General features: G+C 73.6%; 20 protein-coding genes. 3 read left to right on the top strand and 17 right to left on the bottom strand.

Features of this window, described 5'->3' with window-relative positions:
* Window positions 1–41: 41 nt before the first annotated feature.
* The 5 genes from ACIQMU_RS00960 to ACIQMU_RS00980 all read right to left on the bottom strand — a co-directional run bounded on the left by ACIQMU_RS00960 (window position 42) and on the right by ACIQMU_RS00980 (window position 8,321).
* Entirely contained in the window at window positions 42–1,415 is a 1,374-nt protein-coding gene (locus tag ACIQMU_RS00960) for a hypothetical protein (RefSeq protein WP_352238372.1), read from the bottom strand.
* 60 nt (window positions 1,416–1,475) lie between these two features.
* On the bottom strand, window positions 1,476–4,028 hold the full coding sequence (locus ACIQMU_RS00965) for a glycoside hydrolase family 3 N-terminal domain-containing protein (protein WP_402688002.1): 2,553 nt from the start codon (window positions 4,026–4,028) through the stop codon (window positions 1,476–1,478).
* Between the two features lie 540 nt (window positions 4,029–4,568).
* A complete protein-coding gene (gene cimA / locus ACIQMU_RS00970; protein ID WP_352238370.1) occupies window positions 4,569–6,176 on the bottom strand; it encodes a citramalate synthase in 1,608 nt (535 codons plus the stop codon).
* 351 nt (window positions 6,177–6,527) lie between these two features.
* Window positions 6,528–7,157: a TetR/AcrR family transcriptional regulator gene (locus ACIQMU_RS00975; protein ID WP_352238369.1), complete on the bottom strand. Its 630-nt coding sequence runs from the start codon at window positions 7,155–7,157 to the stop codon at window positions 6,528–6,530.
* A gap of 120 nt (window positions 7,158–7,277) precedes the next feature.
* Window positions 7,278–8,321 (bottom strand): agmatine deiminase family protein, encoded by a 1,044-nt coding sequence (locus ACIQMU_RS00980; RefSeq protein ID WP_352238368.1) that lies wholly within the window; start codon window positions 8,319–8,321, stop codon window positions 7,278–7,280.
* A gap of 288 nt (window positions 8,322–8,609) precedes the next feature.
* Here ACIQMU_RS00980 and ACIQMU_RS00985 point away from each other — a divergent pair, with 288 nt between their 5' ends.
* Window positions 8,610–10,793, top strand: a complete 2,184-nt coding sequence (locus ACIQMU_RS00985; protein WP_402688003.1) for a serine/threonine-protein kinase — start codon at window positions 8,610–8,612, stop codon at window positions 10,791–10,793.
* 238 nt (window positions 10,794–11,031) lie between these two features.
* Here the strand turns inward: ACIQMU_RS00985 and ACIQMU_RS00990 are convergent, their stop codons facing one another.
* The 5 genes from ACIQMU_RS00990 to ACIQMU_RS01010 form a co-directional block, all read right to left on the bottom strand.
* Entirely contained in the window at window positions 11,032–12,150 is a 1,119-nt protein-coding gene (locus ACIQMU_RS00990; RefSeq protein ID WP_402688004.1) for a branched-chain amino acid aminotransferase, read from the bottom strand.
* A gap of 256 nt (window positions 12,151–12,406) precedes the next feature.
* Window positions 12,407–13,453 (bottom strand): 3-isopropylmalate dehydrogenase, encoded by a 1,047-nt coding sequence (locus tag ACIQMU_RS00995; protein WP_352238365.1) that lies wholly within the window; start codon window positions 13,451–13,453, stop codon window positions 12,407–12,409.
* A gap of 270 nt (window positions 13,454–13,723) precedes the next feature.
* Entirely contained in the window at window positions 13,724–13,852 is a 129-nt protein-coding gene (locus tag ACIQMU_RS01000) for a hypothetical protein (protein WP_352238364.1), read from the bottom strand.
* A gap of 365 nt (window positions 13,853–14,217) precedes the next feature.
* Complete coding sequence (locus tag ACIQMU_RS01005; RefSeq protein ID WP_402688005.1) at window positions 14,218–14,769, bottom strand: GNAT family N-acetyltransferase; 552 nt, start codon at window positions 14,767–14,769, stop codon at window positions 14,218–14,220.
* Between the two features lie 117 nt (window positions 14,770–14,886).
* Window positions 14,887–15,954: a S1 family peptidase gene (locus tag ACIQMU_RS01010; protein WP_402688006.1), complete on the bottom strand. Its 1,068-nt coding sequence runs from the start codon at window positions 15,952–15,954 to the stop codon at window positions 14,887–14,889.
* A 201-nt stretch (window positions 15,955–16,155) separates the two neighbouring features.
* On the opposite strand from ACIQMU_RS01010, the gene ACIQMU_RS01015 reads away from it, so the two are divergent.
* A complete protein-coding gene (locus ACIQMU_RS01015) occupies window positions 16,156–16,866 on the top strand; it encodes a nitroreductase family protein (RefSeq protein ID WP_352238361.1) in 711 nt (236 codons plus the stop codon).
* Between the two features lie 146 nt (window positions 16,867–17,012).
* On the opposite strand, the gene pruA is transcribed toward ACIQMU_RS01015, so the two are convergent.
* Together pruA and ACIQMU_RS01025 are read right to left on the bottom strand one after the other, a co-directional pair.
* Window positions 17,013–18,644, bottom strand: coding sequence for an L-glutamate gamma-semialdehyde dehydrogenase (gene pruA, locus ACIQMU_RS01020; RefSeq protein ID WP_402688007.1), 1,632 nt, complete (start codon window positions 18,642–18,644; stop codon window positions 17,013–17,015).
* 55 nt (window positions 18,645–18,699) lie between these two features.
* Window positions 18,700–19,626, bottom strand: coding sequence for a proline dehydrogenase family protein (locus ACIQMU_RS01025; RefSeq protein ID WP_352238359.1), 927 nt, complete (start codon window positions 19,624–19,626; stop codon window positions 18,700–18,702).
* Window positions 19,627–19,806: 180 nt separating this feature from the next.
* Between ACIQMU_RS01025 and ACIQMU_RS01030 the strand changes: the two genes are divergently transcribed.
* Window positions 19,807–20,955, top strand: coding sequence for a PucR family transcriptional regulator (locus ACIQMU_RS01030; protein WP_402688008.1), 1,149 nt, complete (start codon window positions 19,807–19,809; stop codon window positions 20,953–20,955).
* A gap of 95 nt (window positions 20,956–21,050) precedes the next feature.
* On the opposite strand, the gene ACIQMU_RS01035 is transcribed toward ACIQMU_RS01030, so the two are convergent.
* The 5 genes from ACIQMU_RS01035 to ACIQMU_RS01055 form a co-directional block, all read right to left on the bottom strand.
* Window positions 21,051–21,182, bottom strand: a complete 132-nt coding sequence (locus ACIQMU_RS01035; protein WP_352238357.1) for a hypothetical protein — start codon at window positions 21,180–21,182, stop codon at window positions 21,051–21,053.
* Window positions 21,183–21,311: 129 nt separating this feature from the next.
* Window positions 21,312–22,094 carry an isoprenyl transferase gene (locus tag ACIQMU_RS01040; protein WP_352238356.1) on the bottom strand — a complete coding sequence of 261 codons (783 nt, stop codon included), beginning with the start codon at window positions 22,092–22,094 and terminating at the stop codon, window positions 21,312–21,314.
* Between the two features lie 82 nt (window positions 22,095–22,176).
* Entirely contained in the window at window positions 22,177–22,707 is a 531-nt protein-coding gene (locus tag ACIQMU_RS01045) for a hypothetical protein (RefSeq protein ID WP_352238355.1), read from the bottom strand.
* Entirely contained in the window at window positions 22,704–23,402 is a 699-nt protein-coding gene (locus ACIQMU_RS01050) for a hypothetical protein (protein WP_352238354.1), read from the bottom strand. The genes ACIQMU_RS01045 and ACIQMU_RS01050 overlap by 4 nt, the downstream gene beginning before the upstream one ends.
* 126 nt (window positions 23,403–23,528) lie before the next feature.
* Entirely contained in the window at window positions 23,529–26,003 is a 2,475-nt protein-coding gene (locus ACIQMU_RS01055) for a Tox-REase-5 domain-containing protein (protein ID WP_402688009.1), read from the bottom strand.
* Window positions 26,004–26,008 lie beyond the last annotated feature (5 nt).

Consider the following 26,008-nt stretch of genomic DNA (forward strand, 5'->3'; position numbering starts at 1 on the left):
GCCCCGCACGGGCGGGAGCCGCTCCCCGATGCGGGCGGGGCTCAGAAGCCGCCCCCGTCGAAGCCGCCGCCGAAGCCGCCGCCGTCACCGAACCCGCCGCCCCCGCCGAAGCCCGAGGCGTCGAAGTCGGAGCCGGAGAAGTCGCCGCCGCCCCAGTCGCCGCCCGCGCCGCCGCCGAAGTCACCGCCGCCGTACTCGGAGGCGTACGCCGGGGTGGCGAGCATCGAGCCGAGCATGGTGCCGACCAGGAGGCCGGGGAGCAGGCCGCCGCCGAAGTAGCCGCCCGCCCAGGGGCCGTAGGCCGGGCCCGCCTCCCAGTACGGACGGCGGTTGCCGTCGCCGACGTCGACCGTACGGCCCATGGGGACCTCGCCCCGGCCGAGCCGGGCCTCGTCCGCGCCGCAGACCGGGACCTCCCGGGACGCACCGCCGGGCGGGGTCCACAGAACCTCCGTGACCGCCGTGCCGTGGCGGGGGTCGAAGAAGCACGGCGGGCGGCGGGCCGGGATCTCCGCGCCGGTGCGGCGTGCCTCCAGGACCGCGAGGGAGTAGCGGCCCTCCTCCAGGGACCGGGTGACGTCCCGGACGTCCGCGGGGTGTGCGGCCCGGTCCATCCCGGCCTTGGCGCTCTCGTAGGAGTCCAGGGCCCGTTCGTAGTCGGCGCGCATGGCGTCGTCCGCGCCCGGTTCGGCGGGGTGGAAGTCCAGGCGCTCCAGCGTCTCGCCGTACGCGGTGATGTCCTCGTCGACGACGACCCGGAGCCTGTCGAGCGCGGCGCGCTCCTCCTCCTCCTGGCGGCGCTTGTTCCGGCGGGAGATCGCGTACGCTCCGGCGCCGCCCGCCGCGACGAGCGCGCCGAGCGTGATCAGGCCGCCGACCGGCGCCCCGGTCCCGTCCGCCGCGCCGCCGGACCAGGAGGCGGGGGCGGAGCCCCGGGCCTGTTCGACGGCGCGGTCCACGAAGGCGTTGAGCTGGGCGTTCGTGTCCGCGGCGGTGGCGGGGTTCTCCACGGACGCGGTGAGGTTGTCGACCGCGCGGGTGGGCATGACCTGCGGGTCGGCGCCGGCGTCGAAGCCGTCGCCGAGACGGACCGCGTAGACGCCGGTGATGCCGGTGTCGCTGCGCAGGGTCGGGAGGAGACCTTCCTCGGGGAAAGCCTCGGTATCGGGGAGGACGGCCACGAACACCGGTTTGCCGGCACCCGTGATCTTGTTCTCCAGAGCCTTCTCCTCAGCGACGGAGAGCTGATCGCGAGCGCCCGGGTCCACGTAGACCGGGTCGTCGCGGAGGGCCTCGGCGGCGTCCTGGATGGTCGCGGCGGGGGCGGCCGACGCAGGTGATGTCAGGGCGAGAGCCGCCGCTGCGCAGATGAGCAGCAGGCCCGCCAGCAGCGCGGGGAAGAGCCTTTTCCTCATACTTCACGCTACTCCAGACGGGCGGCGAACGCCGCCGCCCGCCCCCCGCCCCCGGGCCCCCTACTCCTCCGCGGCGCGGTACGCCGTGCGCAGCTTGGCCACCGCTCCGGTCAGGTCCCCGGTGAGCAGCAGGTGGTCCGCCTCCGCGAACGGCTTGGACACCGCCTGGGTGAACCTTCCGTCGATCTTCCGCTGGACCAGCAACCGGGCCCGGTCCACGATCGCCCTGCCCGCCGGAGCCTTCTCCCGGTGCGCCCTCTCGGCGGCCCGGGCGGCGAGGGCGAGTGCCGCGAGGTCCGGCTCACCGCCTGCCGGCGGCTTCGACAGGGTGGTCAGGCCCCAGCCGTAGGGGAACTGCGGGTCGTAGCCCGTGTCGCCTACGTTGATCGGCAGCTGGGCGGCGGACTTCGGCCAGGTGACCGGAAGCTGTCCGGTGAAGGGGCGCCTGCCGTAGAGGACGTCGGCCACTCCGTCGCCCTCGGAACCCGGCAGCCAGGAGGCCACCAGGGCGTCGATGCTCCCGAGCCGCTCCCCGATGAGCTGGGGGCGGCCGGAGACGATGAGGACGGCGCACTTCATGGCGGCGCAGACCGTGTCGATCGCCGCCCGGTCGGCGGGGGCCAGTTCCAGGTCGTGGCCGTTGCCGACGTCGCCGGCGCCTTCGGCGTACGGGGTCTCGCCGACGACCACCACTCCGACGTCGTGCCCGTCCGTGGCGGCGGAGGCGTCCCGGGAGAACGTCACGGAGTCCGGGCTCCTCGCCGCCTTCCGCATACCCTCCAGGACGGTGGTGCCGGTGGTGGTCCTCCCGGAGGAGCCCTGCCACCCGATGGTCCAGCCGCCGGCCTGGTTGCCGATGTCGTCGGCGTTGGACCCGGCGACGTACACCTTCCGGCCGGGTTCGATGGGCAGGGCCGCCCCTTCGTTCTTCAGGAGCACCTGGGACTTGGCGACCGCCTCGCGGGCCACCGCGCGGTGCCCGGCCGAACCGACCTCGGCGAGGTGGGTGGTGTCCGCGTACGGCTTCTCGAAGAGGCCGAGGCGGAACTTCTGGGTGAGGACGCGGGCGACCGCGTCGTCGATCCGGGCCCGGGAGATCCGGCCGGCCGCCACCTCGTCACGCAGTGTCCTCGTGAAGTCCTGGTAGGCGGTCGGGACCATGATCATGTCGAGTCCGGCGTTCACGGACGTCCGCACGTCGCTCGCGTGGTCACCGGGGATCTGGTCGATGGCCTGCCAGTCGCTGATGACGAAGCCCTCGAAGCCCATCCGGTCCTTGAGGACCCCGTTGATCATCTCGGCGTTGGCGTGCATCTTCACCGGGCCCCGGCCGTCGCCCAGGACGTCCAGCGAGGAGTACGAGGGCATCACCGTGCCGACGCCCCGTTTCACCGACTCCTCGAACGGGGAGAGATGGACGGCTTCCAGCTCCTGCCGGGTGACCTCGGTGACGCCCTGGTCGATCGTGTACGAGCCGGTGGTGGCGGAGCCGTACGCGGTGCCGCCGTCGCCGACGAAGTGCTTGGCGCCGGCGAGCACCTTGTCGTTGCGGTGGAGGTCCTTGCCCGACGGGTCGCCCTGCATACCCTGGATGACCGTCTCCATGGCCTCGACCAGGGCCGGGTCCTCGCCGAACGCCTCGTAGGACCGGCCCCAGCGTTCGTCGCGGCTGACGCAGACGCAGGGGGCGAAGTCCCACGGGACGCCGGTGGCGCGCACTTCCCTGGCGGTGACCTCCCCGGTCCGCTCCGCGCTCCCGGGGTCGCGGCCCGCGCCGATGCCGATGTTGTGCGGCATGATCGTCGCCCCGACGACGTTGTTGTGCCCGTGCACCGCGTCCACGCCGTAGATCAGCGGGATCTGGAAGCGGGTGGCCCGCGCGCGCAGCTGGTAGGCGTCGACCATCTCCGCCCAGGCGGCGGCCGTGTTGGGGGTGGGGGCCGAGCCGCCGCCCGATAGCAGGGAGCCCAGGCCGTAGGCGGCGATGTCGCCGGGGGCGCGGAGCGCGCCGCGCTCGGCCTGCGTCATCTGGCCGGCCTTCTCGGCGAGTGACATGCGCCCCAGCAGATCCGCCACGCGCCGTTCCACGGAAAGCTCCGGGTTCTGGTACGGGAGTCCGTGGGCGTCGATGACGACCTGCGGGTCCTCCCGGGGTGCCGTCGCGCCGGTGACGGTCAGTTCCAGGGGGATCGTTCTCGCCCCGGCGGGCTTCGGTGCCGTGGCCGTGCGGACGGTGACCTGGTGGGTGGTGCCGGAAGCGGTGCCCGCGGGGAAGGTGTGGCTGCCGGTGACCGGGACGTAGTGCCGCCCGGCCTCGGCGGTCCCGCCCTTCGTGGCGTACGTGATCGTGACGGGGCCCTCGGTGGGGACGGAGCCGCTGGTGGTGACGGAGAGGCCGACCGCCGCGCTGTCGCCGTTCCGCACCGGGTGGACCGCCGCGTCGGTGACGACGCTCGCGGCGACCGGCTCGGTGGCCGCCGACACGGGACCGGTGGCCGAGCCGGCGACCAGGGTGGCCAGCACGGTGAAGACGGCCGCCGCGGGCCCGGCCCCGCCCTTCACGGGCCGGGCCGTGGGGAGGGGCGTGGGCCGGGGGTGCGGTGTGCGAGGCATCCGGAAGCGCTCTCTTCTCGCGGTCGGTCGAGTTCCTGAACGTGCCGAGGTGTGACGGCCTCCGGGTGCGGAGCGAGGCTGAGCGCGGGGGGCGGGGCCGGTGGCGCGGCGGCACACCTCGCGGTCGGCGCCCTTGCCGGTCTCGGCGCTCCGGCGTCCGTGCGTGAACGCGATCCGGTCCGGTCCGGTCTGCCGTGGTCTGGTCCGGTCGGGCCTGGACCGGTCTTCTATGGCCTGGCCCGGCCCGGCCCGGTTCGCTGGTCCGGTCCGGTCTTCGCTGGTCCGGTCCGGTCCGGTCCCGGTCCCGGTCCGGTCCCGGTCCGGTCCCGGTCCGGTCCGGGAATTCGATCAGGAGGGAGACGGCACGGGCGAGGAACACGACCGAGGAGTCCGGCCGTTCCCTCGACCGGACGAGCCGGCGCGGGACCTCCCGCCGCATCACCGAACGCGCGAGAGCCGCCACCCGGTGACGGGGGCGGCTCTCGCCATGCGGTCCGGTCGGTCCGGTCGGTCGAGCCGGAGCCGGTCCGGCCGGTCCGGCTACTCCGTGGGCTCGACGCCCGCGCGCAGCAGTCCGTAGGTGTACGCGTCCTCCAGCGCCTGCCAGGAAGCGGCGATGACGTTCTCCGCGACCCCCACGGTCGCCCAGTCGCCGGTGCCGTCGCCCGTGGTGATGAGCACCCGGGTGGTGGACTCGGTGCCCGTGCGGCCCTCCAGGATGCGGACCTTGTAGTCGACCAGTTCCAGCTTGGCGAGCTGCGGGTAGATGCGCTCCAGGGCGACGCGCAGGGCCCGGTCCAGCGCGTTGACCGGGCCGTTTCCCTCGGCGGTCGCGACGATCCGCTCGCCCTTGGCCCACAGCTTCACGGTGGCCTCGTTGGCGTGGGTGCCGTCGGGGCGGTCCTCGACGATGGCGCGCCAGGACTCCGTGCGGAAGTAGCGGCGGGCCCGGCCCTCGACCTCGCCGCGCAGCAGCAGTTCGAAGGATGCGTCGGCGGCCTCGTAGGTGTAGCCCTGGAGTTCGCGCTCCTTGACCCGCTCCACGACCCGGCCGACCAGGGCGCGGTCGTCGCCGAGGTCGATGCCGAGCTCCTTGCCCTTCAGCTCGATGGAGGCGCGGCCCGCCATGTCGGAGACCAGCATCCGCATGGTGTTGCCGACCAGTTCGGGGGCGATGTGCTGGTAGAGGTCGGGGTCGATCTTGATGGCGGAGGCGTGCAGCCCGGCCTTGTGGGCGAAGGCCGAGACGCCCACGTACGGCTGGTGGGTGGAGGGGGTGAGGTTGACGACCTCGGCGATGGCGTGCGAGATGCGGGTCATCTCGGCGAGCGCGCCCTCCGGCAGCACCTTCATGCCGTACTTGAGTTCCAGCGCGGCGACGACCGGGAAGAGGTTGGCGTTGCCGACCCGCTCGCCGTAGCCGTTGGCCGTGCACTGGACGTGGGTGGCTCCGGCGTCCACGGCGGCCAGGGTGTTGGCGACGGCGCAGCCGGTGTCGTCCTGGGCGTGGATGCCGAGGCGGGCGCCGGTGTCGGCGACGACCGTGGAGACGACGGCCTGGACCTGGGCGGGGAGCATGCCGCCGTTGGTGTCGCAGAGGATGACGACCTCGGCGCCCGCCTCGTACGCGGTGCGGACCACGGACTTGGCGTACTCGGCGTTGGCGCGGTAGCCGTCGAAGAAGTGCTCGCAGTCCACGAAGACCCGGCGGCCCTGCTCGCGCAGGTGGGAGACGGTGTCGCGGACCATCTCCAGGTTCTCCTCCAGGGTGGTGCGCAGGGCCAGCTCCACATGGCGGTCGTGGGACTTGGCGACCAGTGTGATGACCGGGGCGCCGGAGTTCAGGAGCGCCTTCACCTGGGGGTCCTCGGCCGCGCTGCCACCGGCCCTGCGGGTGGCGCCGAACGCCACGAGCTGGGCGTTCTCGAACGTGATCTCCTGCTGGGCGCGGGCGAAGAACTCCGTGTCGCGCGGGTTGGCCCCGGGCCAGCCCCCTTCGATGTACCCCACCCCGAAGGTGTCCAGATGACGGGCGATGGTCAGCTTGTCGGCGACCGTCAGGTTGATGCCCTCACGCTGAGCACCGTCGCGCAGTGTGGTGTCGAAGACATGGAAACTGTCGTCGGTGGCGTTGGCCTTGGTGGTCATGCTGATCTGACTCCTGTCGGATGAGTGGATCCGGACGATCGGGCTCCACTTGCCCCCATCATCCCGCGCACTCCGCCCGGGCCCGGGTGCGGGCCGGAAAACGAAAAAACCCCTCGCGGGTGCGAGAGGTCTGCGCGCGGGTCTGGGGCACGATGGCCGCGCCGCACATGGTGGTACGGGGCGGTCACTGCGGACCGGCGCGCCTGCTGCCAATAATCATGACGAACGAGGACACGGCAGCAGTCTGGCACAGCGTCGGCCCTCCGACGGCGGTGTCTCAGGATGCGGTCGTGACGCTGGTCGCATCCCTGCCGCACGGTGGGTCACGCGGCCGGCGGGCGGCACAGAGGATCACCCGGCGGCCGTGGCCGGGCCCGGGGCCCGTGCCAGCGTCTCGTCCAAGAACTCCGCCGCCTGCCCCAGCACCTGTTCGCGTCCCGTCCCCGGGAGCCCGACCGTCACGTGGATGCTGAACCCGTCGAGCAGCGCCCGCAGCCGGGCGGCGAACCGGTCGGCGTCCACCGGAGGGAACTCGCCGCGCGAAACCCCCTCGGCGAGCAACGCCACCAGGTCGCGGTGCCAGACCCCCTCGATGGCGGCCTGGCGTGCGCGGGCGTCGTCGTCGGCGTTCTGCGAGCGGCCCCAGACCTCCAGCCAGAGCGTCCAGTGCGGGTCCCGGTGTCCGGCGGGCAGGTAGAGGCCGATGTACGCCTCCAGCCGCTCGCGGGCGGTACCCGGCCGGGCGAGCAGGGCCCCCCGCTCGGCCCCGAGGCGCCGCTCGCTCCACTCCAGGGTCTGGAGGAGCAGCTCGTCCTTGGTGCGGAAGTAGTAGAGGAGGTGTCCGCTGCTCATTCCCACCTCCCGCCCGAGCCCGGCCATGGTCAGCCCGTCGAGCCCGCGCTCGGCGATGGTGGCCATGGCGGCGGCGAGGACGTCCTCGCGGGGCGGGGCGGGGTGGTGGGTGCGGCGTGAGGAGGTCATCGGACCGGACTTTCGGCGGGGGCTGGGCTCGGGGCTGGGCCTTCGAGCCCGGGCTCGGGGCTCGGGGCTCGGGGCTCGGGGCTCGGGGCTCGGGGCTCGGAGGCTCGGAGGCTCGCGGGGTCAGACCTTCGGCTGCTGCTGGGTGATGCAGTGGATGCCGCCGCCGCCGGCGAAGATCGAGCGGGCGTCGACGAGGGTCACCGTACGGTCCGGGAAGAGGCCCCGGAAGATCGCGGCGGCCTCCTCGTCGCGCGGGTCGTCGAAGGCGCAGAGGATCACGGCGTCGTTGCAGAGGTAGTGGTTGATGTAGGAGTAGTCCACCCATTCGCCGTCCTCGTCACGCAGCACGGTGGGCGCGGGCACCTCGACGACCTCCAGCGCACGGCCCCTCGCGTCGGTGGCGGAGCGCAGGATCGCCAGGTTCTCCCGGGTGACCCCGTGGTCGGGGTGGGCGGGGTCCGGCTGGACGTGGGCGAGGACGGTGCCCGGTCGGGCGAAGGCGGCGACGATGTCGACATGGCCGAGCGTGCCGTACGTCCCGTAGTCGCCGGTCAGCCCCCGGGGCAGCCAGATGGCCTTCTCGGTGCCGAGGCGGGCGTGGATCTCCGCCTCGACCTGCTCGCGGGTCCAGCCGGGGTTGCGTTCCTCGCCGAGCTGGACCGTCTCGGTGAGCAGGACGGTGCCCTCGCCGTCCACGTGGATCGCGCCGCCCTCGTTGACGAGCGGGGAGCCGTGGGAGGGGACTCCGGCCAGCCCGGCGACGGCCCGGGCGATGTGCTGGTCGCGCTCCCAGCGGGCCCACCCCTGGGCGCCCCAGCCGTTGAACGTCCAGTCGACGGCGGCGAGCGTCCGGCCGTCGGTGACGAAGGTGGGGCCGATGTCCCGCATCCAGGCGTCGTCGAGCGGGCGCACGACCAGCTCGACGTCCGGCCCGAGGAGCGCCGCCGCCGTGTCCTCCTGACCGGGGCCGACGACCATGGTGACCGGCTCGAAGCGGCGCACGGCACGGGCGACGCCGGCCCAGGCGCGGCGGGCCTCGTCCAGCTCGGCGGCGGAGGCGAAGGTGAGGTTGGGCCCCGGCCAGGCCATCCAGGTGCGCTCGTGCGGGGCCCACTCGGGGGGCATGCGGAAGGGGGCGGGGGTGACGGCGGGGGTGGCGATCATGGATGCTCCTGGCTCAGGAATTAGAGCTTCACTCTAATGTTTACCAGGGGGCCATGGAAGTGACCTCCCTTGGTTTTGAGCAACACTCCAGGCATGGACGGGGAAGACCCAGGGGCTTCCCCGAAGAGTCGGGGGTCCCGCGTGCCGCTCGTTCCGCCACGGCGGCCGCCCCTCCCCCGCACCGGAGGAGTGCGGGGGCTCGGGTGCCGGATACGGATACGCTGACGTCGGCTCCGTGCGTCGCCGCCGGAGCCACGGGGACGGCTGTCGGCTTGCGGGGGAGCGGAAGTGACACTCTCGGCGGAGGATCCACGCACGATCGGCCGCTACCGGCTGCTGAGCAGGCTCGGCGCGGGCGGCATGGGCGTGGTCTACCTGGCGCGGTCGCCGTCGGGACGACAGGTCGCGGTGAAGGTGATCCAGCCGGATCTGGCGCAGGACCCGGGCTTCCGCGCGCGCTTCCGCCGCGAGGTCGAGGTGGCGCGCCAGGTCAGCGGAGCCTTCACCGCCGCCGTGGTCGACGCCGACTGCGACACCGAGACCCCCTGGCTCGCCACTCTCTACATAGCGGGGCCAACGCTCGCCGAACACGTCGCCCGTGAGGGCCCGTTGACGGAGACGGAGGTGTACCGGCTCGCCGGGGGCCTCGCGGAAGCGCTGCACGACATCCACCGCACGGGGCTCGTGCACCGCGACCTCAAGCCGGGCAACATCCTCCTGGCCGACGACGGCCCCCGGGTCATCGACTTCGGTATCGCCCGCATCGCCGACGCCACCCGGCTCACCAGCACCGGACTGGTCGTCGGCACCCCGCAGTTCATGGCGCCGGAGCAGTTCCGGCGCGGCGAGGTGAGTCCCGCGACGGACGTGTTCTCCCTCGGCGGCGTCCTCACCCATGCGGGCAGCGGGCACGGCCCCTTCGACGGGGACAACTCCCACGCGGTCGGTTTCCGCGTCGTCCACGAGGAGCCGGACCTCTCCGGACTCCCCGCCTCTCTGCACTCTCTCGTCCTGAACTGCCTCACCAAGGAACCGGCCGCCCGGCCCACCGTGGCCGCGCTCCTGCGTACGCTGCCGGACGTCGGCCCTGCCGCTCCACCGCACTCCCGGCCGGCGGTGACGCACCCGCCCACAGAGCCGTCGGGCGCACCCTCGGTCGCGCCGGGCGAACAGCCGCACACCCGGACTCGGCCCGTGAAGGCCACGCCTCCGTCGGCGTACGCGGCGACGGACCCGGCCGGGCCTCCCGCCTCGCCGCTTCCTCCCGGCGCCCCGCCCCCCATGCCCAGTACGCCCCCCGAGCCGCCGGCCGCCCCCGTCGGGTCCACTTCCCCGGTGGCCCGGCCCCTCCGCCGCCGTGCGCGGCGCTGGACCCTGGTGGGCCTCGCGGCGGCATCGGTGGTCGCGGCAGCCACCGTGGCTCCGCGGTTCGTGGACAGCGAGGAGAAGGCGGCACGCCAGGGCGGGAGCACCGCCTCCCCCGCCTCCCCCGCCTCCACCGCCTGCCCCACCTCCGCCGACGCGGTCGTGGGGAGCGGGGTGACGGTGCACAAGGGGCTGATGAACGTATGGATCCAGGAGTTCACCCGGCTCTGCCCGGACGTGGCCATGACCTACCAGCCCCTGGGCCATGGGGCCGGTGTTCATGAGCTGCGTGAGGGGAAGGCCGCCTTCGCCACCGTCGAGAAGCCTCTGGGGCCCGACGAGTTCGACGAGGTGTCGCGCGACTGCCCGAGCGGCGAAGCCGGCCAGATCCCTCTCGGCGCCGCGCCCGTCGCCGTGATCGGCAACCTCCCCGGCCTGAAGGACGTCGCTCTCAGCCCCTCCGCCCTGGCGCTGATCTTCAAAGGCTCGATCACCCGCTGGAACGCCCCCGCCATCGCCGAGACCAACCCGGACGTCTCCCTGCCCGACATACCGGTGCGCCTGTTCCCCCTCCAGCAGGGGACCACGACGAAGGCGTTCACCGCGTACCTCGCCGCCAACGCCCCGCAGGAGTGGGGGGCAGCCGATCGCGTCACCCTCCCGAAGGGGGTCCCGGCACAGGACGGTGCGGGGGTAGTCATGGCGGTCGCCGGCACACCCGGAGCGGTCTCCATCCTGCCCGGCCCCTTCGCGGCCGAGCACGCCGGGGCGCACGGGCTGGCACTGGCCACCGGGCGGCAGCCCTCCGTCACCGCCACCCCCCAGGCTGTCACCAGAGCGCTGAGCGAGGCGAAAGTCAGCGGCCGCGGTCCTGCGGACCTCGCGCTCACCCACGACCCGCGGTCCCGCCGCACCGGCGCCTACCCGGTGCTCCAGCCGGTCTACGCCGTCGTCTGCGAAGGGGGCGAAGACGCCGACGCCCTCCGCGCCTCCCTCACCCACTCCCTCAGCGAGGACGGCCGGAGCACGGCCGCTGATCTCGGCTACGGCTCTCTTCCGGACCCTCTGCTCAAGGTGGCCCGCCGGACCGTCGGCGACCTCTCGTGACCCTCGGGCTCACCCTCCCATGGCCGTGGCAGGGCAGCTCGGAGCACCGGCGCCAGGACCGGCATCGGCAGGCGCCTCGGGCCGGCAGCGGCCGGGCCGGAGGGCGCCTCGGCGCCGCGCGCCCTTCCACCGCCGCCCCCTCGCGGCCGCCTCCGAGACGGAGCGACCGTCCGCCCGGCGGGCCTTCCCGGTCGGAGCACCAGGTGCCCCTCCGGGAAGCCCCGCCCTCTCGCGGTACTTAGACCAGCCGGTCCCGGCCGAGCGGGTGCATCCAGCCGTGGGTGTCCTCGACGACACCGCGCTGGATGTCGAGAAGGCGCTCCCGCAGCTTCATGGTGACCTCGCCGGGCTCGCCGTCGCCCTGGGTCCACTCGCCGCCCTCGGACTTCACCAGGCCGACGGGGGTGATGACGGCGGCGGTGCCGCAGGCGAAGACCTCGACGAGGGTGCCCTTCGCGGTGTCGTCGCGCCACTGGTCGATGGAGACCCGGCCCTCCTCGGAGCCGTAACCGAGGTCGCGGGCGACGGTGAGGAGGGAGTCGCGGGTGACGCCGGCGAGCAGGGAGCCCGTGAGGGACGGGGTGACGATCTTCTTCGAGCCGTCCTCCTGGGCGTACACGAAGTAGAGGTTCATGCCCCCGAGCTCCTCGACCCACTTGTGCTCGACCGCGTCGAGGTAGGCGACCTGGGCGCAGCCGTGCGCGGCGGCCTCGGCCTGGGCCAGCAGGGAGGCGGCGTAGTTGCCACCGGTCTTGGCGTCGCCCACCCCACCGGGGACGGCGCGGACGCGGTTCTCCGAGAGCCAGATGGAGACCGGCTGCACGCCGCCGGGGAAGTAGGCGCCGGCGGGCGAGGCGATGACCAGGAAGAGGTACTCGTTGGCCGGCCTCACGCCGAGACCGACCTCGGTGGCGATCATGAACGGGCGCAGGTAGAGCGACTCCTCGCCGCCGTGCGCCGGAACCCACGCCTTGTCCTGCTGCACCAGCGCGTCGCACGCGGCGATGAACGTCTCGACGGGGAGCTCGGGCATGGCGAGCCGGGCGGCCGAGCGCTGGAAGCGCCGGGCGTTGGCGTCGGGGCGGAAGGAGGCGACCGAGCCGTCCGGCTGACGGTAGACCTTCAGGCCCTCGAAGATCTCCTGCGCGTAGTGCAGGGTCATATTGGCCGGGTCCAGCGACAGCGGGCCGTAGGGGACCAGCTCGGCGTCGTGCCAGCCGCGGCCCTCGGTCCAGCGGATGGTCACCATGTGGTCGGTGAAGTGCCGACCGAATCCGGGGTTGACCAGCATCGCCTCGCGCTCCGCGTCGGACAGCGGGTTCGCGGAGGGCTTGAGCTCGATCGTGGGCGTCGTCATGAGTGCGTGTCCTTCACCGGTCTTGTGTGTGATGGACCGCGCTCACGCCCGTCTCTGCCCGACGTTTTTCGGTCAGGTCCTAGGACGTCCGAGCTTTACCGCGAGCCACGGCCCCGCGTTCGATTATCACTTGCGGGGGGCCGTGCACGAAATGGCGCGAATGCGGTCCAGGGGTCGATGGTGGCACCCGGGGGCCGCACAGGTGAAGCCGCCGGGTGCTTTCGCTGACCCGGCGGCTTCGAAGGGAGTCGTCGGGTCAGCCCGCTACGCGTACCGCGAGGGCGTCGCCGATCTCGTCGGTCGTACGCGTGGCGGCAGCCCCGTCGCGCTCCGCCAGGTCGGCGGAGACGGCGTCCTCGATGCGCGCTGCCTCGGCCTCGTGGCCGAGGTGGCGCAGCAGGAGGGCGACGGAGAGGATCGTGGCGGTCGGGTCGGCCTTGCCCTGCCCCGCGATGTCGGGGGCGGAGCCGTGGACCGGCTCGAACATCGACGGGAAGGCGCCCGTCGGGTTGATGTTGCCGGAGGCGGCCAGGCCGATGCCGCCGGAGACGGCGGCGGCCAGGTCGGTGAGGATGTCGCCGAAGAGGTTGTCGGTGACGATGACGTCGAAGCGCTCCGGCTGGGTGACGAAGAAGATCGTCGCGGCGTCGACGTGCAGATAGTCGGTGCTGACCTGCGGATACTCGGCGGCCACCCGGTCGAAGGTGCTCTTCCACAGGTGGCCGGCGTAGACGAGGACGTTGTTCTTGTGGACCAGCGTCAGCTTCTTGCGCGGGCGGGCCGCCGCGCGCTCGAAGGCGTCCCGGACCACGCGCTCGACGCCGTACGCCGTATTGAGGCTGACCTCGGTGGCGACCTCGGCGGGCGTGCCGGTGCGCAGCGAGCCGCCGTTGCCGGTGTACGGGCCCTCGGTGCCCTCGCGGACCACGACGAAGTCGATGTCGGGGCGGCCGGCGAGCGGGGTCGCGGTGTTCGGGAAGAGCTTGGAGGGCCGCAGGTTGATGAAGTGGTCGAAGGCGAAACGCAGCTTCAGCAGCAGCCCCCGCTCCAGGACGCCGGAGGGTACGGACGGGTCGCCGATCGCGCCGAGGAGGATGGCGTCGTGGTTCTTGAGGGCTTCCAGCTCCGCGTCCGGGAGGGTGTCGCCGGTGCGGTGCCAGCGCTGGGCGCCGAGGTCGTACTCCTTGGTCTCCAGCTTCACATCCTGCGGGAGGACAGCGTTGAGGACCTTGAGGCCCTGGGCCACGACTTCCTGGCCGATTCCGTCACCGGGGATCACTGCGAGATCGATGCTGCGAGACATGCCGGAAGCCTAACGGTGCGTCCCACCCCATGACATTCGACGTCCACCATATGGACGCGAGGCAAGGGTGTTCGGTGTACGGGCGGGGCGGTGTGCGGGCCGCCGGGATACGGGCGGGCGGCAGTGGGGCCGCTGGTGCACGGGTCGCCGGTGCGGGGCGGGGCCCGCGGGTGAGCTGGCGGGCGGGGCCGGCGGCCGGCCGCCGTCGGGCACGCCGGGTCCGGGCCGGCCGTGCGCGTCGTCCGGGCGGCCGCGTCGGGCCGGCCGCCCTCAGTGGCCGGTGGAGCCGCCGTTGTCGCGGCGGTCGAGGGCGCGCTGCAGGGCGGCGGCGGCGTTCCTGCGCTCCGCCTCGGCCGGGCGGGAGGCGTGACGGACGCGGCGGGCGGTGGGCTCGGCCATGGGGAATCACTCCTGTGGATCGCGTGGGTGTCGAGGCCGAGGACGCGGGGCGGGGCCGACGGACCGGCGGGCGGTCGCGGGCACCGGCGGGCAGCACGGCGTCGAGCGAGCGGGATCGGGTTGCGGGGGCCGGGAGGGGCGGGGAGCGTACGCCGCAGGGGTTGCCTGCTTCGGGGCGTGCGCCCGCTTCCGCCGGTCGCTCGATCGAGCGATTCGTTCGGCTTCTACAACGTTAGGACAGTCCGGCCGCTCTGTCTCCACAGTTACTCGGGCTTCCTACTATCTGAGACGGCGCTCCGCCGCGCTCCGCCCGCTCCCCCCGGATCAGCGCGCACCGCCGGGGTCGCGCCCACCCCGGGCCGCCGTCACAACAGGTCGCCGTCGCGCCAGTCGAAGGCCAGCGGCTGACCGGGGGCGGGCAGCGGCCGGCCGGCCGCGGGGCGCAGGTACGTACTGCCCCGCTCTTCGGGCAGCGGGACCGGGCCGGCCGGGCCGAGGGCGCCGAGCGGGCCCGGCCAGACCTGCCAGCCGCGTGCCGTGTACAGCGCGGCGCCCGCGTCGGAGGCGGACAGCGCCCCGAAGTCGTACGCCCGGTCGATGACGCGCTCCAGCGCGGCCATCACCCGATGGCCGAGTCCCTCGCGGCGGCGGTCGGCGCGGACGGCGACGGCCTCGACGTATCCGGCCCGGTAGGAGCGGTCCGCGTGCACGACCCGGCGCTGGACGACGCTGCCGTGGGCGATCAGGAGGCCGTCGGTGTCGCGTACGAGGGCGTGGACGCCGCCGAGGGCGTGGTCCCAGTCCTCGTCGCCGAAGTCGCCGTCGAAGGCGGTGTCGAGCAGGGCGCGGACCGCTTCGCGCTCGGGTGCGGTCAGCTCGAAGGTGTGGGCGGCGCGTACGACGGGACGCTCGGTCATGTCCCCCAGCTTCGCAGGCGGTCCGCCCGGCCGGACCGCCGGACTCCCGGCCCCGGACGCGGGCGCCCGCCCGGCCGGGTTGCTCGGCGCTCCGGGCGGGCGGGGTGCGGGAGAGAGTCAGTACACGGCGACGCCGTACGCGGCCAGCGCCTCCCTGACCGGCTGGTGGATGGCGGAGCCGCTGGTGCCGGAGCAGCCCGAGCTGCCGGAGTGGATGCCGAGGGCGACGGAACCGGCGAAGTGCGCCCCGCCGCTGTCGCCGCCGGCCGAGCAGGCGGTGGTGCGGACCATGTTGTAGACGGGCCCGTCGCTGTAGTTGACGGTGACGTTGACGGCGGTGACCGTGCCACTGGTCACCTTCGTGGTGGAGCCGCTCTTGCGGATCGCCTGGCCCACGACGGCGTCGGCGGCGGAGGCGATGTCCTGGCGGCTGCCGTTGTGCAGGTCCACGGCCCCGGCGGGCGCGGAGCCGTCGGTGTAGCGGACGATGCCGTAGTCGTTGGTCGGGAAGCTGCTGCCCTCCCGGACCCCTATGACCGAACCGCCCGAGCTCGCCGCCCAGTTGGCTGAGATGTTGGTGCAGTGACCGGCGGTCACGAAGTAACGGGCCCCGCCCTTGGTGACGTTGAAGGCCGCCGAGCAGCGGCTGCCGCCGCCGTAGATCGCTCCGCCGCCCAGGACCTCGCGGTGGAACACGCCCGGTACGCGTTTGACGTCGACCGCGCCGCCGAGCTGTTCGGCGACGGCTTCGAGGCGGGCCATGTCCCGTGCCGAGACGGAGGAGTCGGCCTCGACGGCGACCCGGTTGGTGCGCGGGTCGACGCCCCAGGAGGTGCCGGTGATCTTCGCTTCCGCCTCCAGGGTCCGCATCGCGGCGTCGAGCTGGGCAGCGCTGCGGGCCACCCGGCGGACGGTGGCGCCGGCGGCTCGGGCCTGCTCCTCGGCCCGGTCGGTGGTGACGGTGACGACCAGTTTCCCGGTCTTCGCGTCGAGGTAGCTTCCGGCGGTGGCGGCGCCGAGCTGCCGTTCGACGGCCGCGTCGAGCGCGTACGCGGACGGGGCGGGGACCGCCGAGGGGGCGGCGGCCGGAGCGTCGGCGGCGGTGGAGGGAGCGGCGCCGAGGCCGAGGGCGCCGGTGACGAGCAGCAGGGAAACGCCGAAGCGCGCGCGGGAGTTCGCTCTCAAGGGGAGCTCCTTCTGGGTGACGTGTGGGGACGTACCGAGAAGGAATTTGACATGCACATTACCTCCGCCACAAGACCGCGTACTCCGGGGAACCGGTGGGCGGACAGACCGCCCCGGTCACCGGACACTGACCGGGACCGGCCCCGCGCCTGTCCGAAGCCCCGCTTCCCCCGGACCGTCGCCACCGCGCACACTGCCGCCATGTCCGACACCGCACCCACGCCCCCGCAGTGGTCGCCCACCCACGGCGACCCGTACCGTCCCGCGCCCTACCGACCCGAGCGGATAGCCGCCCGGACGGCCCTGGCCCACGCCGCCCGGCTGCGGCGGCGGATGGACGAGCGCAGGACCGTGCGCTCCTTCTCCCCCGACCCGGTCCCCGAGCAGGTGCTGCGCGACGCCGTCGCGTGCGCGGCCACCGCCCCCTCCGGCGCCCACCAGCAGCCGTGGACCTTCGTCCTGGTCAAGGACCCCGAGGTCCGCCGCCTGATCCGGGAGGCCGCGGAGCACGAGGAGAAGGTGAGTTACGACGGGCGGCTCGGCGAGGAGTGGCTCGCCGCCCTGCGCCCGCTGGGTACGGACGCGGTGAAGGCCCACATGACGGACGCGCCCGCCCTGATCGTGGTGTTCCAGCAGCGCTACTGGCTGGGCGAGGACGGCACGAAGCGCAAGCACTACTACGTGGACGAGTCGGTCGGGATCGCGGTGGGCATGCTGCTCACCGCCCTGCACCTGTCGGGGCTGGCCGCGCTGGTCCACACCCCGAGCCCGATGCGCTTCCTCGGCGAGGTCCTGAACCGGCCCGCGAACGAGAAGGCGTTCGCCGTGATCCCCGTCGGCTATCCCGCCGACGACTGCGAGGTCCCCGACCTGGTGCGCAAGTCGCTGGACCAGGTGCTCGTGGAGATCTGAGAAGCCTCGCCGGGCCCCGCGGACGGGGCACACGTGGAAACCGCCCCCCGGCCGGCAGGGGGGCCGGTCGGGGGGCGGTGCTCAGGGGGGCCTCCGCGGCGGAGACCCCGGGCCGGGGCGTCGTGCTGCGGCGCCCCGGGAGGGCGTCAGCCCTGGTGGGGGTAGGTGTAGTCGGTCGGCGGGACCAGCGTCTCCTTGATGGCCCGGGTCAGGGTCCAGCGCTGGAGGTTCTGCGGGGCGCCCGCCTTGTCGCAGGTGCCCGACGCCCGGCCGCCGCCGAAGGGCTGCTGGCCGACGACGGCGCCGGTCGACTTGTCGTTGATGTAGAAGTTGCCCGCGGCGTAGCGGAGCTTGTCCATCGTGTACGCGGCGGCCGCGCGGTCGCCCGCGATGACCGAGCCGGTCAGCGCGTAGTCGGAGACCGACTCCATCTGCTCCAGCATGGCGTCGTACTTCTCGTCCTCGTACACGTGGATCGCGAGGATCGGGCCGAAGTACTCGGTCGTGAAGACCTCGTTCTCGGGGTCGGAGCACACGATGACGGTCGGGCGGATGAAGTAGCCCACCGAGTCGTCGTAGGTGCCGCCGGCGACGACGGTGCACGTCGGGTCGGCCTTCGCGCGGTCGATCGCGGCCTTGTTCTTGGCGAACGAGCGCTCGTCGATGACCGCTCCGATGAAGTTCGACAGGTCGGTGACGTCACCCATCGTGATGGAGTCGACCTCGGCGGCGAACTCCTCCTGGAAACCGGAGTTCCAGATCGAGGCCGGGACGTACGCCCGCGAGGACGCGGAGCACTTCTGGCCCTGGAACTCGAAGGAGCCGCGGGTCAGCGCGGTCTTCAGGACGGCGCGGTCGGCGCTGGGGTGCGCGACGACGAAGTCCTTGCCACCGGTCTCGCCGACGAGCCGCGGGTAGGTGCGGTAGTTGGCGATGTTGTTGCCGACCGTCTTCCACAGGTGCTGGAAGGTGGGGGTCGAGCCGGTGAAGTGGATGCCGGCCAGGTCGCGGTGGTTCAGCGCCACCTCGGAGACGGCGATGCCGTCGCCGGTGACCAGGTTGATGACGCCCTTGGGCAGACCGGCCTCCTCCAGGAGCTGCATCAGCAGCACGGCGGCGTGGGTCTGGGTCGGGGACGGCTTCCACACCACGACGTTGCCCATGAGGGCGGGGGCGGTGGGGAGGTTGCCCGCGATGGCCGTGAAGTTGAACGGCGTGATCGCGTAGACGAAGCCCTCCAGCGGGCGGTGGTCCATCCGGTTCCACACGCCCGGGGAGTTCGCCGGGGGCTGCTCGGCGAGGATCTGGCGCGCGTAGTGCACGTTGAAGCGCCAGAAGTCGATCAGCTCGCAGGGGGTGTCGATCTCGGCCTGCTGGGCGGTCTTGGACTGGCCGAGCATGGTGGAGGCGGCCAGCGTCTCGCGCCAGGGGCCCGCCAGCAGCTCGGCGGCGCGCAGGATGATCGCCGCGCGGTCGTCGAAGGACATCGCGCGCCAGGCCGGGGCGGCGGCGAGGGCCGCGTCGATGGCGTCCTGGGCGTCCTGCTCGGTGGCCCCGGCGAAGGTGCCGATGACGGCCCGGTGGTTGTGCGGCTGTACGACGTTCACACGCTCGCCGCCGCCCATCCGCTTCTCGCCGCCGATGGTCATCGGCAGGTCGATCGGATTGTCGGCGAGCTCCTTGAGCTTCACCTCCAGACGGGCGCGCTCCGGGGAGCCCGGGGCGTAGGAGTGGACCGGCTCGTTGACCGGCGCGGGGACCTGGGTGACGGCGTCCATGGTTGCCTTGTCTCCTTGGGTGTCGGCGGGGATGTGGGTCGGCCCGGGGGCCGGCTCAGCCCTTGGTGAGGATCGAGCGGCCGAAGAACAGCAGGTTGGCCGGCTTCTCCGCGAGGCGGCGCATGAAGTATCCGTACCAGTCGGTGCCGTACGCCGTGTAGACGCGCATCCGGTGGCCCTCGGCCGCGAGCCGGATGTGCTCGTCGCTGCGGATGCCGTACAGCATCTGGAACTCGTACTCATCCAGTTTGCGCCCGGCCTGGCGGCCCAGCTCCTGAGCGATGGCGATGAGACGGGGATCGTGGGACCCGATCATCGGGTAGCCCTCGCCCTCCATCAGAATCCTGGTGATGCGGACGTACGCCTTGTCGATCTCGGCCTTGTCCTGGTACGCGACGGAGGCGGGCTCCTTGTAGGCGCCCTTCACGATGCGTACGCGGCTGCCGGCGGCGGCGAGCCTGCGGGCGTCGTCCTCGGTGCGGAACAGGTAGGACTGGATGACGCAGCCGGTCTGCGGGAAGTCCTTCCGCAGCTCCTCGTGGATGGCGAACATCGAGTCGAGGGTGGTGTGGTCCTCGGCGTCCAGGGTGACCGTGGTGCCGATGGCGGCCGCCGCCTCGACGACCGGGCGGACGTTGGCGAGGGCCAGCTCGTGGCCGTTCTCCAGCGCTTGGCCGAACATCGACAGCTTGACGGACATCTCGGCGCGGGCGCCCAGGTCCAGGGCCTTCAGGCGCTCGATCAGCTCCAGGTAGGCGTCGCGGGCGGCCTCGGCCTGCGCGGGGGTGGTGATGTCCTCGCCGACGACGTCGAGCGTGACCTCCAGCCCCTTGTCCGCGGCGTCCTCGACGATCGGCACGACCTGGTCGACGGTCTCCCCGGCGATGAAGCGGTCGACGACCTGCTTGGTGCCGGGCGCGGCCGAGACGAACCGGCGCATCTTGTCGCTGCGCGATGCGGCGAGAATCACGGGACCCAGCACGGGGCACCTCCACGAATGTACGGACGAAGGGCCATAACGGTACGTACGTGAACGGACCGGTACGGCACGGATAACCACCGTGAAATCTAGGCACCGCTCCGATGCTGTGCCATCGACACCTGTCACGCATTCGTGGCCGTCATCTCAGACAGCTGTATGAAGGAGTGCGAGAATGGCCGGGTGACAGGCGATTACCAGGAACTGGTCGACGAGATCTCGGCCCTCCTCGACGCCCCGGCCACCCTGGAGAACCGGGATTTCGGCCTGGTCGCCTTCGGAGCCCACGACAGCGACGACGACTCCGCGATGGACCCGGTCCGCACCCGCTCGATCCTGACCCGGCGCTCCACGCCCGCCGTACGCGCCTGGTTCGAGGGCTTCGGCATCACCCGGGCGACCGGCCCCGTCCGCATCCCCGCCGCCCCCGAGGCCGGGGTCTTCCGGGACCGTCTCTGCCTTCCGGTACGCCATCGGGGTGTCGTCCTCGGTTACGTCTGGCTGCTCGACACCGACCCCGGCCCGGCTCAGGAGCGGCTGAGCGCCGCCATGGAGGTCGCCGCCCGGATCGGGGCCCTGCTCGCCGACGAGGCGCGGGCGGGCGCGGACCTCTCGCGCGAGTTCGGCGCGGTGCTCACGGCGGGCCCCGGCCGGCAGCACGACACCGCCGTCGCCGCGCTGGCCGAGGCTCTGGGACGGGACGCTGACGGGCTGCACACGGTGGTGTGCGTGACCCCGTGGGCCGAGGACACGCCCGCGGTACGGGGGGTGGCCTCGGCGGCGGCGCTGGCCACGGTCGCCGCGCCGGGGGCCGCCGGGGTCCTGTCACTGGCCGCGCTCGTCCGACTGCGCTCACCGGACCGCCTCGATCCGGCCCTGAGCGCCGCGGACCGGCTGCGCGCGAACGCCGGCCCGGCCGCCACCGGGGGGATCGCGGCGCCCCGCCGGGGCCTGGGCGAGCTGGCGCTCTCCTGGCGCGAGGCCACGGCGGCGGCCCGCGCGGCTCGGGCCGAGCCCCGCTTCGGCCCGGTCGCCCGGTGGTCGGCGATCGGCCCGTACCGCCTGCTGACCGCCCTCCCCCACTCGGCCACCGCCGCCCGCGACCCGGCGGTCGCCACCCTGCTCGCTCCCCCGCACCGGGACCTCGTGCGGACCGCCGAGGTGTTCCTGGACCGGGCGGGGCAGGCCAGCCGGACGGCCGCCGCGCTGGGCATCCACCGCCAGACGCTCTACTACCGGCTCTCCCGCATCCAGCAGATCACCGGCCTCGACCTCAGCGACGGCGAGGACCGGCTGCTGCTGCACATGGCGCTGAAGGGCGCACGGCTGTGACGGGCCGGCGAGTGTGACGGGCGCACGGCCGTGACGAGGGCACGGCTGTGGCGGGCGCACCGCTGTGAGGGGTTCACGCGCCGGGGGCGCCGCCCTCAGGCCGTCCGTGCCGGCGGCGCGTCGAGGCTCCGGCGCGTCAGCAGGGCGTAGCAGCCCGCGGCGACGGCCGTGCCGGCCGGCGAGACGTCGACGCCGCCCAGGGCAGCGGCGACCGGGCCCGTGTACACGGTGTCGACGCCCAGGGCCGCCGCCGCGACGCCCGCCGCCAGGGCGAGGGCTCCGGCGATGTTGACGCCGCCGGTGTACCGGAAGCGGCTGCCGGGGCTGCGGCGGGCCGGAGCGCGCGGCGGCGGCCGTCACTTGCCGAAGCGGCGCTCCCGGTTCGCGTACGAGCGCAGCGCGCGCAGGAAGTCCACGTGCCGGAAGGCCGGCCAGAAGCAGTCCACCCAGTGCATCTCGGCGTACGCGGACTGCCAGAGGAGGAAGCCGGACAGCCGCTGCTCCCCGGAGGTGCGGATGATGAAGTCGGTGTGGTCGGCCACGGGTGAGTAGAGGTGCCGGGAGATGTCGTCGATCCCGAACCGGGCGACCAGTTCGGCCGGGTCCCCGCCGGCCGCGATGTGCTCCTCGAAGGCGCTCTTCACCGCGTCGACGATCTCGCGCCGGCCGCCGTAGCCGACCGCCACGTCCACCTTGAGGCCGCCGCGCCCGGTCGTGGCGGCGGTGGCCTCCTTGAGCACCCGGGCGCTGGTGCCGGGGAGCATGTCGAGCGAGCCGATCGCCCGGACCTCCCAGTCACGGCCCTCGGCGGTGATGTCCCGGACGGTCTCCTCGATGACCTCGATCAGCGGACCGAGTTCCTCGGCGGGGCGGCCCAGGTTGTCGTCGGAAAGCATGAAGAGGGTCACGTGCTCGATTCCGGCGGCCGTGCACCAGCCCAGGAACGTGGTCACCTTGGCGCCGCCCGCCCGGTAGCCCTCCCGGACGTCGGTGTGCCCGGCCTTCCGGGCCCAGCGCCGGTTGCCGTCGACCATGATCCCGACGTGCTGGGGGCGCGGCAGGCCCACCAGGGTGGCGGCGAGCCGGCGCTCGTACACCGCTTCGATCGGCCGTCGGAGGAACAGGGGAAGCAGCTTCATGGGTCCACTCCATCACAGGACGGCGGGTGCCGGAGCACCCTGCCGGCGGTCCCGGCCGCATCCGGCGGAGTGCGGGCGGGGCTCACAACGGGCCGTGGCCGCCCTCCGGTTCACCGATCGGACGGTCGCTGACCAGCGCGGCCAGAACCAGGGGCGCGTCACCGTCGCTGTGACCGAGGGTGAGGGCCACCCACCGGCCGCCGGGGGCCACCGGGCCCCAGACTTGCAGGTCCCCGTACAGGTCCTCCGCGAACAGCGCCCCGAACAGCGGCTCCACGGACGCCCCGGACCGCCACCGCGGCAGCGCCCCGAGCACCCGCAGCACCCGGTGCGGACCCCAGCGGTCGTCCAACGCTCGCGCCAGCACCGCCAGATGGTCCTCGGCGGCCTCCTCGGCGTCGTTCCACTCGGGGGCGTACACGCCGGTGAGCGGATCACCCTCCCAGAGCGGCACGATCCGGAAGCCCTCTCCGGCGGTGGCCGTCCACTCGCCGGTGGCCGGGTCGCCCTCGGCGGTGGCGGGGCCGGCGGCGGGCACGGGGGCGGCGAGGAGCTCGGTCACCTCCGTCACCGCGCGCTCCGGGTCGAAGGCCCCGCCCGCCCGGGACGTCACAGGACAGCCCGGTCCATCGGGCGGGGCAGCGGGGCCAGCGCCCCCGCCCCGCGCAGCCGCTCGTACACCCGCACCACGCCCGCGCTGTCACCCGGGGCCGCGACGCTCAGCAACTCCCCGCCGCCGGGCAGCGGTTCGCGGACCGTCTCCAGGTCGTCGGGGACCAGGGCCGCGCGGGCCGGGGAGAGGTAGCCGGTCCGGCCGATCACCGGATCGCCGACGGAGTACCCGGCGTCGTCCTCCAGCGCGTCCAGCACGTCGTCGTCGCTCACGTCGCCGAAGTCGGGTTCCCACACTCGGGCGACGAGCGACAGGATCGCCTCCTCGGGGACCACGGCCTCGTCCGGGGCGTGCAGGACGATCGCGAACGACTGGAGCAGGAACTCCGGGGCTCCCCCGGCCAGTCCGCTGATCTCCGCCTCCCAGCCGGGCGTCCCGGTGCCGACGAGGCGCAGCCCGGTGCCGGTGAGGTCCGACCAGTCGGCCGCGCTCTGGGCGGTGCGCAGCGCGCGGAGCAGGGCGTCCCCGTCGGGGGCGAAGGCGGTGGCGGGTCCACTCCCGTGGACCTGGCTCCAGGCGTCGGCCGCCTGCGGGACCAGCCCGGCGAGCCCGTCCAGGGCCCGCCGCCACCGGTCCGCCAGCGCCTCGACCGGCTCCGGCCGGGGGCCCCAGAAGCCCCGCACTACACGTCGCATCTCGTCTCTCCTCCGTCGGCCGGCCCGCTGCGCGCGGTGCCCCGGCCGGACGGCGGCCGGGATCACCACGCGTTGCAGGCTACTCGGCCCGGGGCCCCGGGCCGGGGCCTTCCGTCCTGGCGCGGCCTACTCGTCGAAGGCCCCCGGTTTCCTCTTGCTGTCATTGGGCTTCGTCGGGCTGTGGACCACCTTGACCGGCAGTCCTTCGTCGCGGAACGCCTTGCGCGCGGCCTTGGCGACGGCCGGGTCGGAGAAGTGCCACTCCACGGTCCGGCCGCCGGACGCCTCCACCTGGGCGCGGGCCTCGGTGACGAACTTGTCCTTGCCGGACGGGGTGAGGGTGCCGTTGCCGGTCTTGGACAGATAGCTGCCGTAGCCGTTCTTGGCCTCCAGGAACGTCTGCCGGGAGGAGTCCCAGCCGTCGTACTCCACCGCCGGCCTGCCCTCCCGGGGGTGCGGTACGACGTACTCCTGGCCCCGCCTGGTGCCGGTGACCTGCTCCTGGTAGCGGAGCCAGGGCTCGTTCCTCTCCCAGTTGGGCGCGGGGTTGCGGTCCCGGCCCGCCCAGTAGCCGTCGCCCCCGTCGGCGTCGCCGAGCTTGCGGTCGACGAGGTCCTTCGCCCAGGACGGCGGGGTGTAGTTGCGCGGGTCGGAGGTGTCGTTGCGCTTCGGATCGGGGTACCGCTTCTTCTCCGCCGCCGCCCTGCGCGCCCGCTCCGGCTCCTCCAGCCGCTTCTGCTCCAGGTGGGCGGCCCGTTCCGCCGCGCGCGCCCGGGCTGCGGCCGCCTTGGCCGCCTCGTCGCATCCGTCGTTCGCGAGGACCGTCCGGCCCGGGGAGCCGCCCGCCAGCACGCCGGTGCCCGCGCCCGGGACACCGGTGGCCCCGCCGCCGTACCGCACCGGCGGGGGGCCCGAGGCGATGGCACAGCCGGTCCGGCGCGCCGCGTCCTCGGCGGTGTCCGCCGCCTCGTCGGCCTCCTTCGCCGCTTTCCGTACGCCGTCGAGGTCGCCGGCCTCCGCGGCCTTACGGGCCCGGCGGGCCGCCGCGCCCGCGCCGTCGGCGGCGCGGCCCACGGCTCCGGCGGCCCGGCCCAGCACACCGAGCTTGCCGACCTTGCCGACGACCTTCCCGACGTTGTAGCCGGGGATGAAGACCGAGCCGATGTTCCAGATCACGTCGGTGACCGCGCGGGTCTTCTCCCCGTTGTCCCAGCGCTCACGGACCTCGTCCCCGACGAAGACGTCGTCGCCGACGGTGACCACGGTGTTGACGGAGGCCGTGCCCCAGTCCCGCAGCGCGCCCAGGTAGTCGCCGTCCGCCCATGCGCGGCCCGCGCCCGAGGAATCCTCGGCCCACTGGTCGCCGAGCTGCCCGCCGTAGTCGACGAGTCCCGACCAGGTCTCCGGCTTGAACAGGTCGATGATCCCGGAGATGTCGCCCCAGAGCCCGTCGACCACGAGACCCTTGACGACCTGGGTCGTACGGTCCCAGGCGCAGCCGAAGAAAGCCCAGCCGCCGCAGTCCTCCTGCTCCTCGGCCTGCTCACCGCCGCCCACGGCGTCGCCGTCGTCGGTCGCCTGTACGTCATAGGCGGCCTCGGGTTCCTCGCTGTCCTCGGGGTAGGTGTCCTCGCCGACGCCGGGGCGTCCGGTGCCGCCGCCGGCCGCGGTGGAGCCGGAGCCGTCGCCGCCGATGGCGCCTCCCGTACCGCCGGACCCGCCCGGACCGCCCGGACCGCCCGTGCCGCCGGTCGCGTCGCCGCCCGTGGAACCGCCGGTCGGGCCGCCGGTGGAACCGTCCGCGGAGCCGCCGGTCACGCCGCCCGTGGTCGTCGAGCCGCCGTCAACACCGCCTTCGGCACCCCCGTCCACGCCCCCGTCCGCGCCGCCGGGCGGGCCGCCGTCGACTCCCCCGTCCTCGCCGCCGGACGGGCGGGCGCCCTCCTCGAAGGCGCCGCTGCCCGAGGAGACCGGGCAGGAACTGCCGGTCAGCGAACAGATCGCGGACTGGAGGCCCTCGGTGATCCGGCCGCCGAGGCCGCCCACGGTCAGCGCCCCGACCAGCGCGACGACGATCAGAACCAGGCCCAGGTATTCCAGGGCGCTCTGCCCCCGGTCCCGCCGCCAGGTGATCATGTGCGGGAGCGAGAACTCCGGCGGCTGTCCCCGCTCGCCCGGCGGCAGGCGAAACCACGCCCGGCTCCCCGCACGGCTGATCAGAACGATGATCAGGACCGGCAGGACCAACTGGGTCACCCCGTCCGGCGATCCGTCCCCCACGTTGGCGAGGCCGCCGAGGATCAGCCACACCTGTACCGCGACGACGGCCCACCGCACGCGCGCGCGACCGGTCCTGACGTGCCGGGCCAGCAGCGCCGCGAGCACCCCGGGCGCGGAGGCGTACAGCAGGATGCCGAGCACCTCGGCGCCCATCGACTCCGTGGCGAGGGCCGAGCCGGACAGGCCGGCCGCCCCCAGCACCGTCGCCCCGAACAGCACGAGGAGCAGCACGCGCACCAGCGCGAGCGGGCGCGGGAGTTCACGCCGCGGGGCGGCGGGGGCCGGGCCTCCGGCCAGGGGTATGCCACCGACAGCAGCCATACGCG

This window comes from Streptomyces sp. NPDC091649, from assembly GCF_044756785.1.
In the GTDB taxonomy this organism is placed as follows: Bacteria; Actinomycetota; Actinomycetes; order Streptomycetales; family Streptomycetaceae; genus Streptomyces.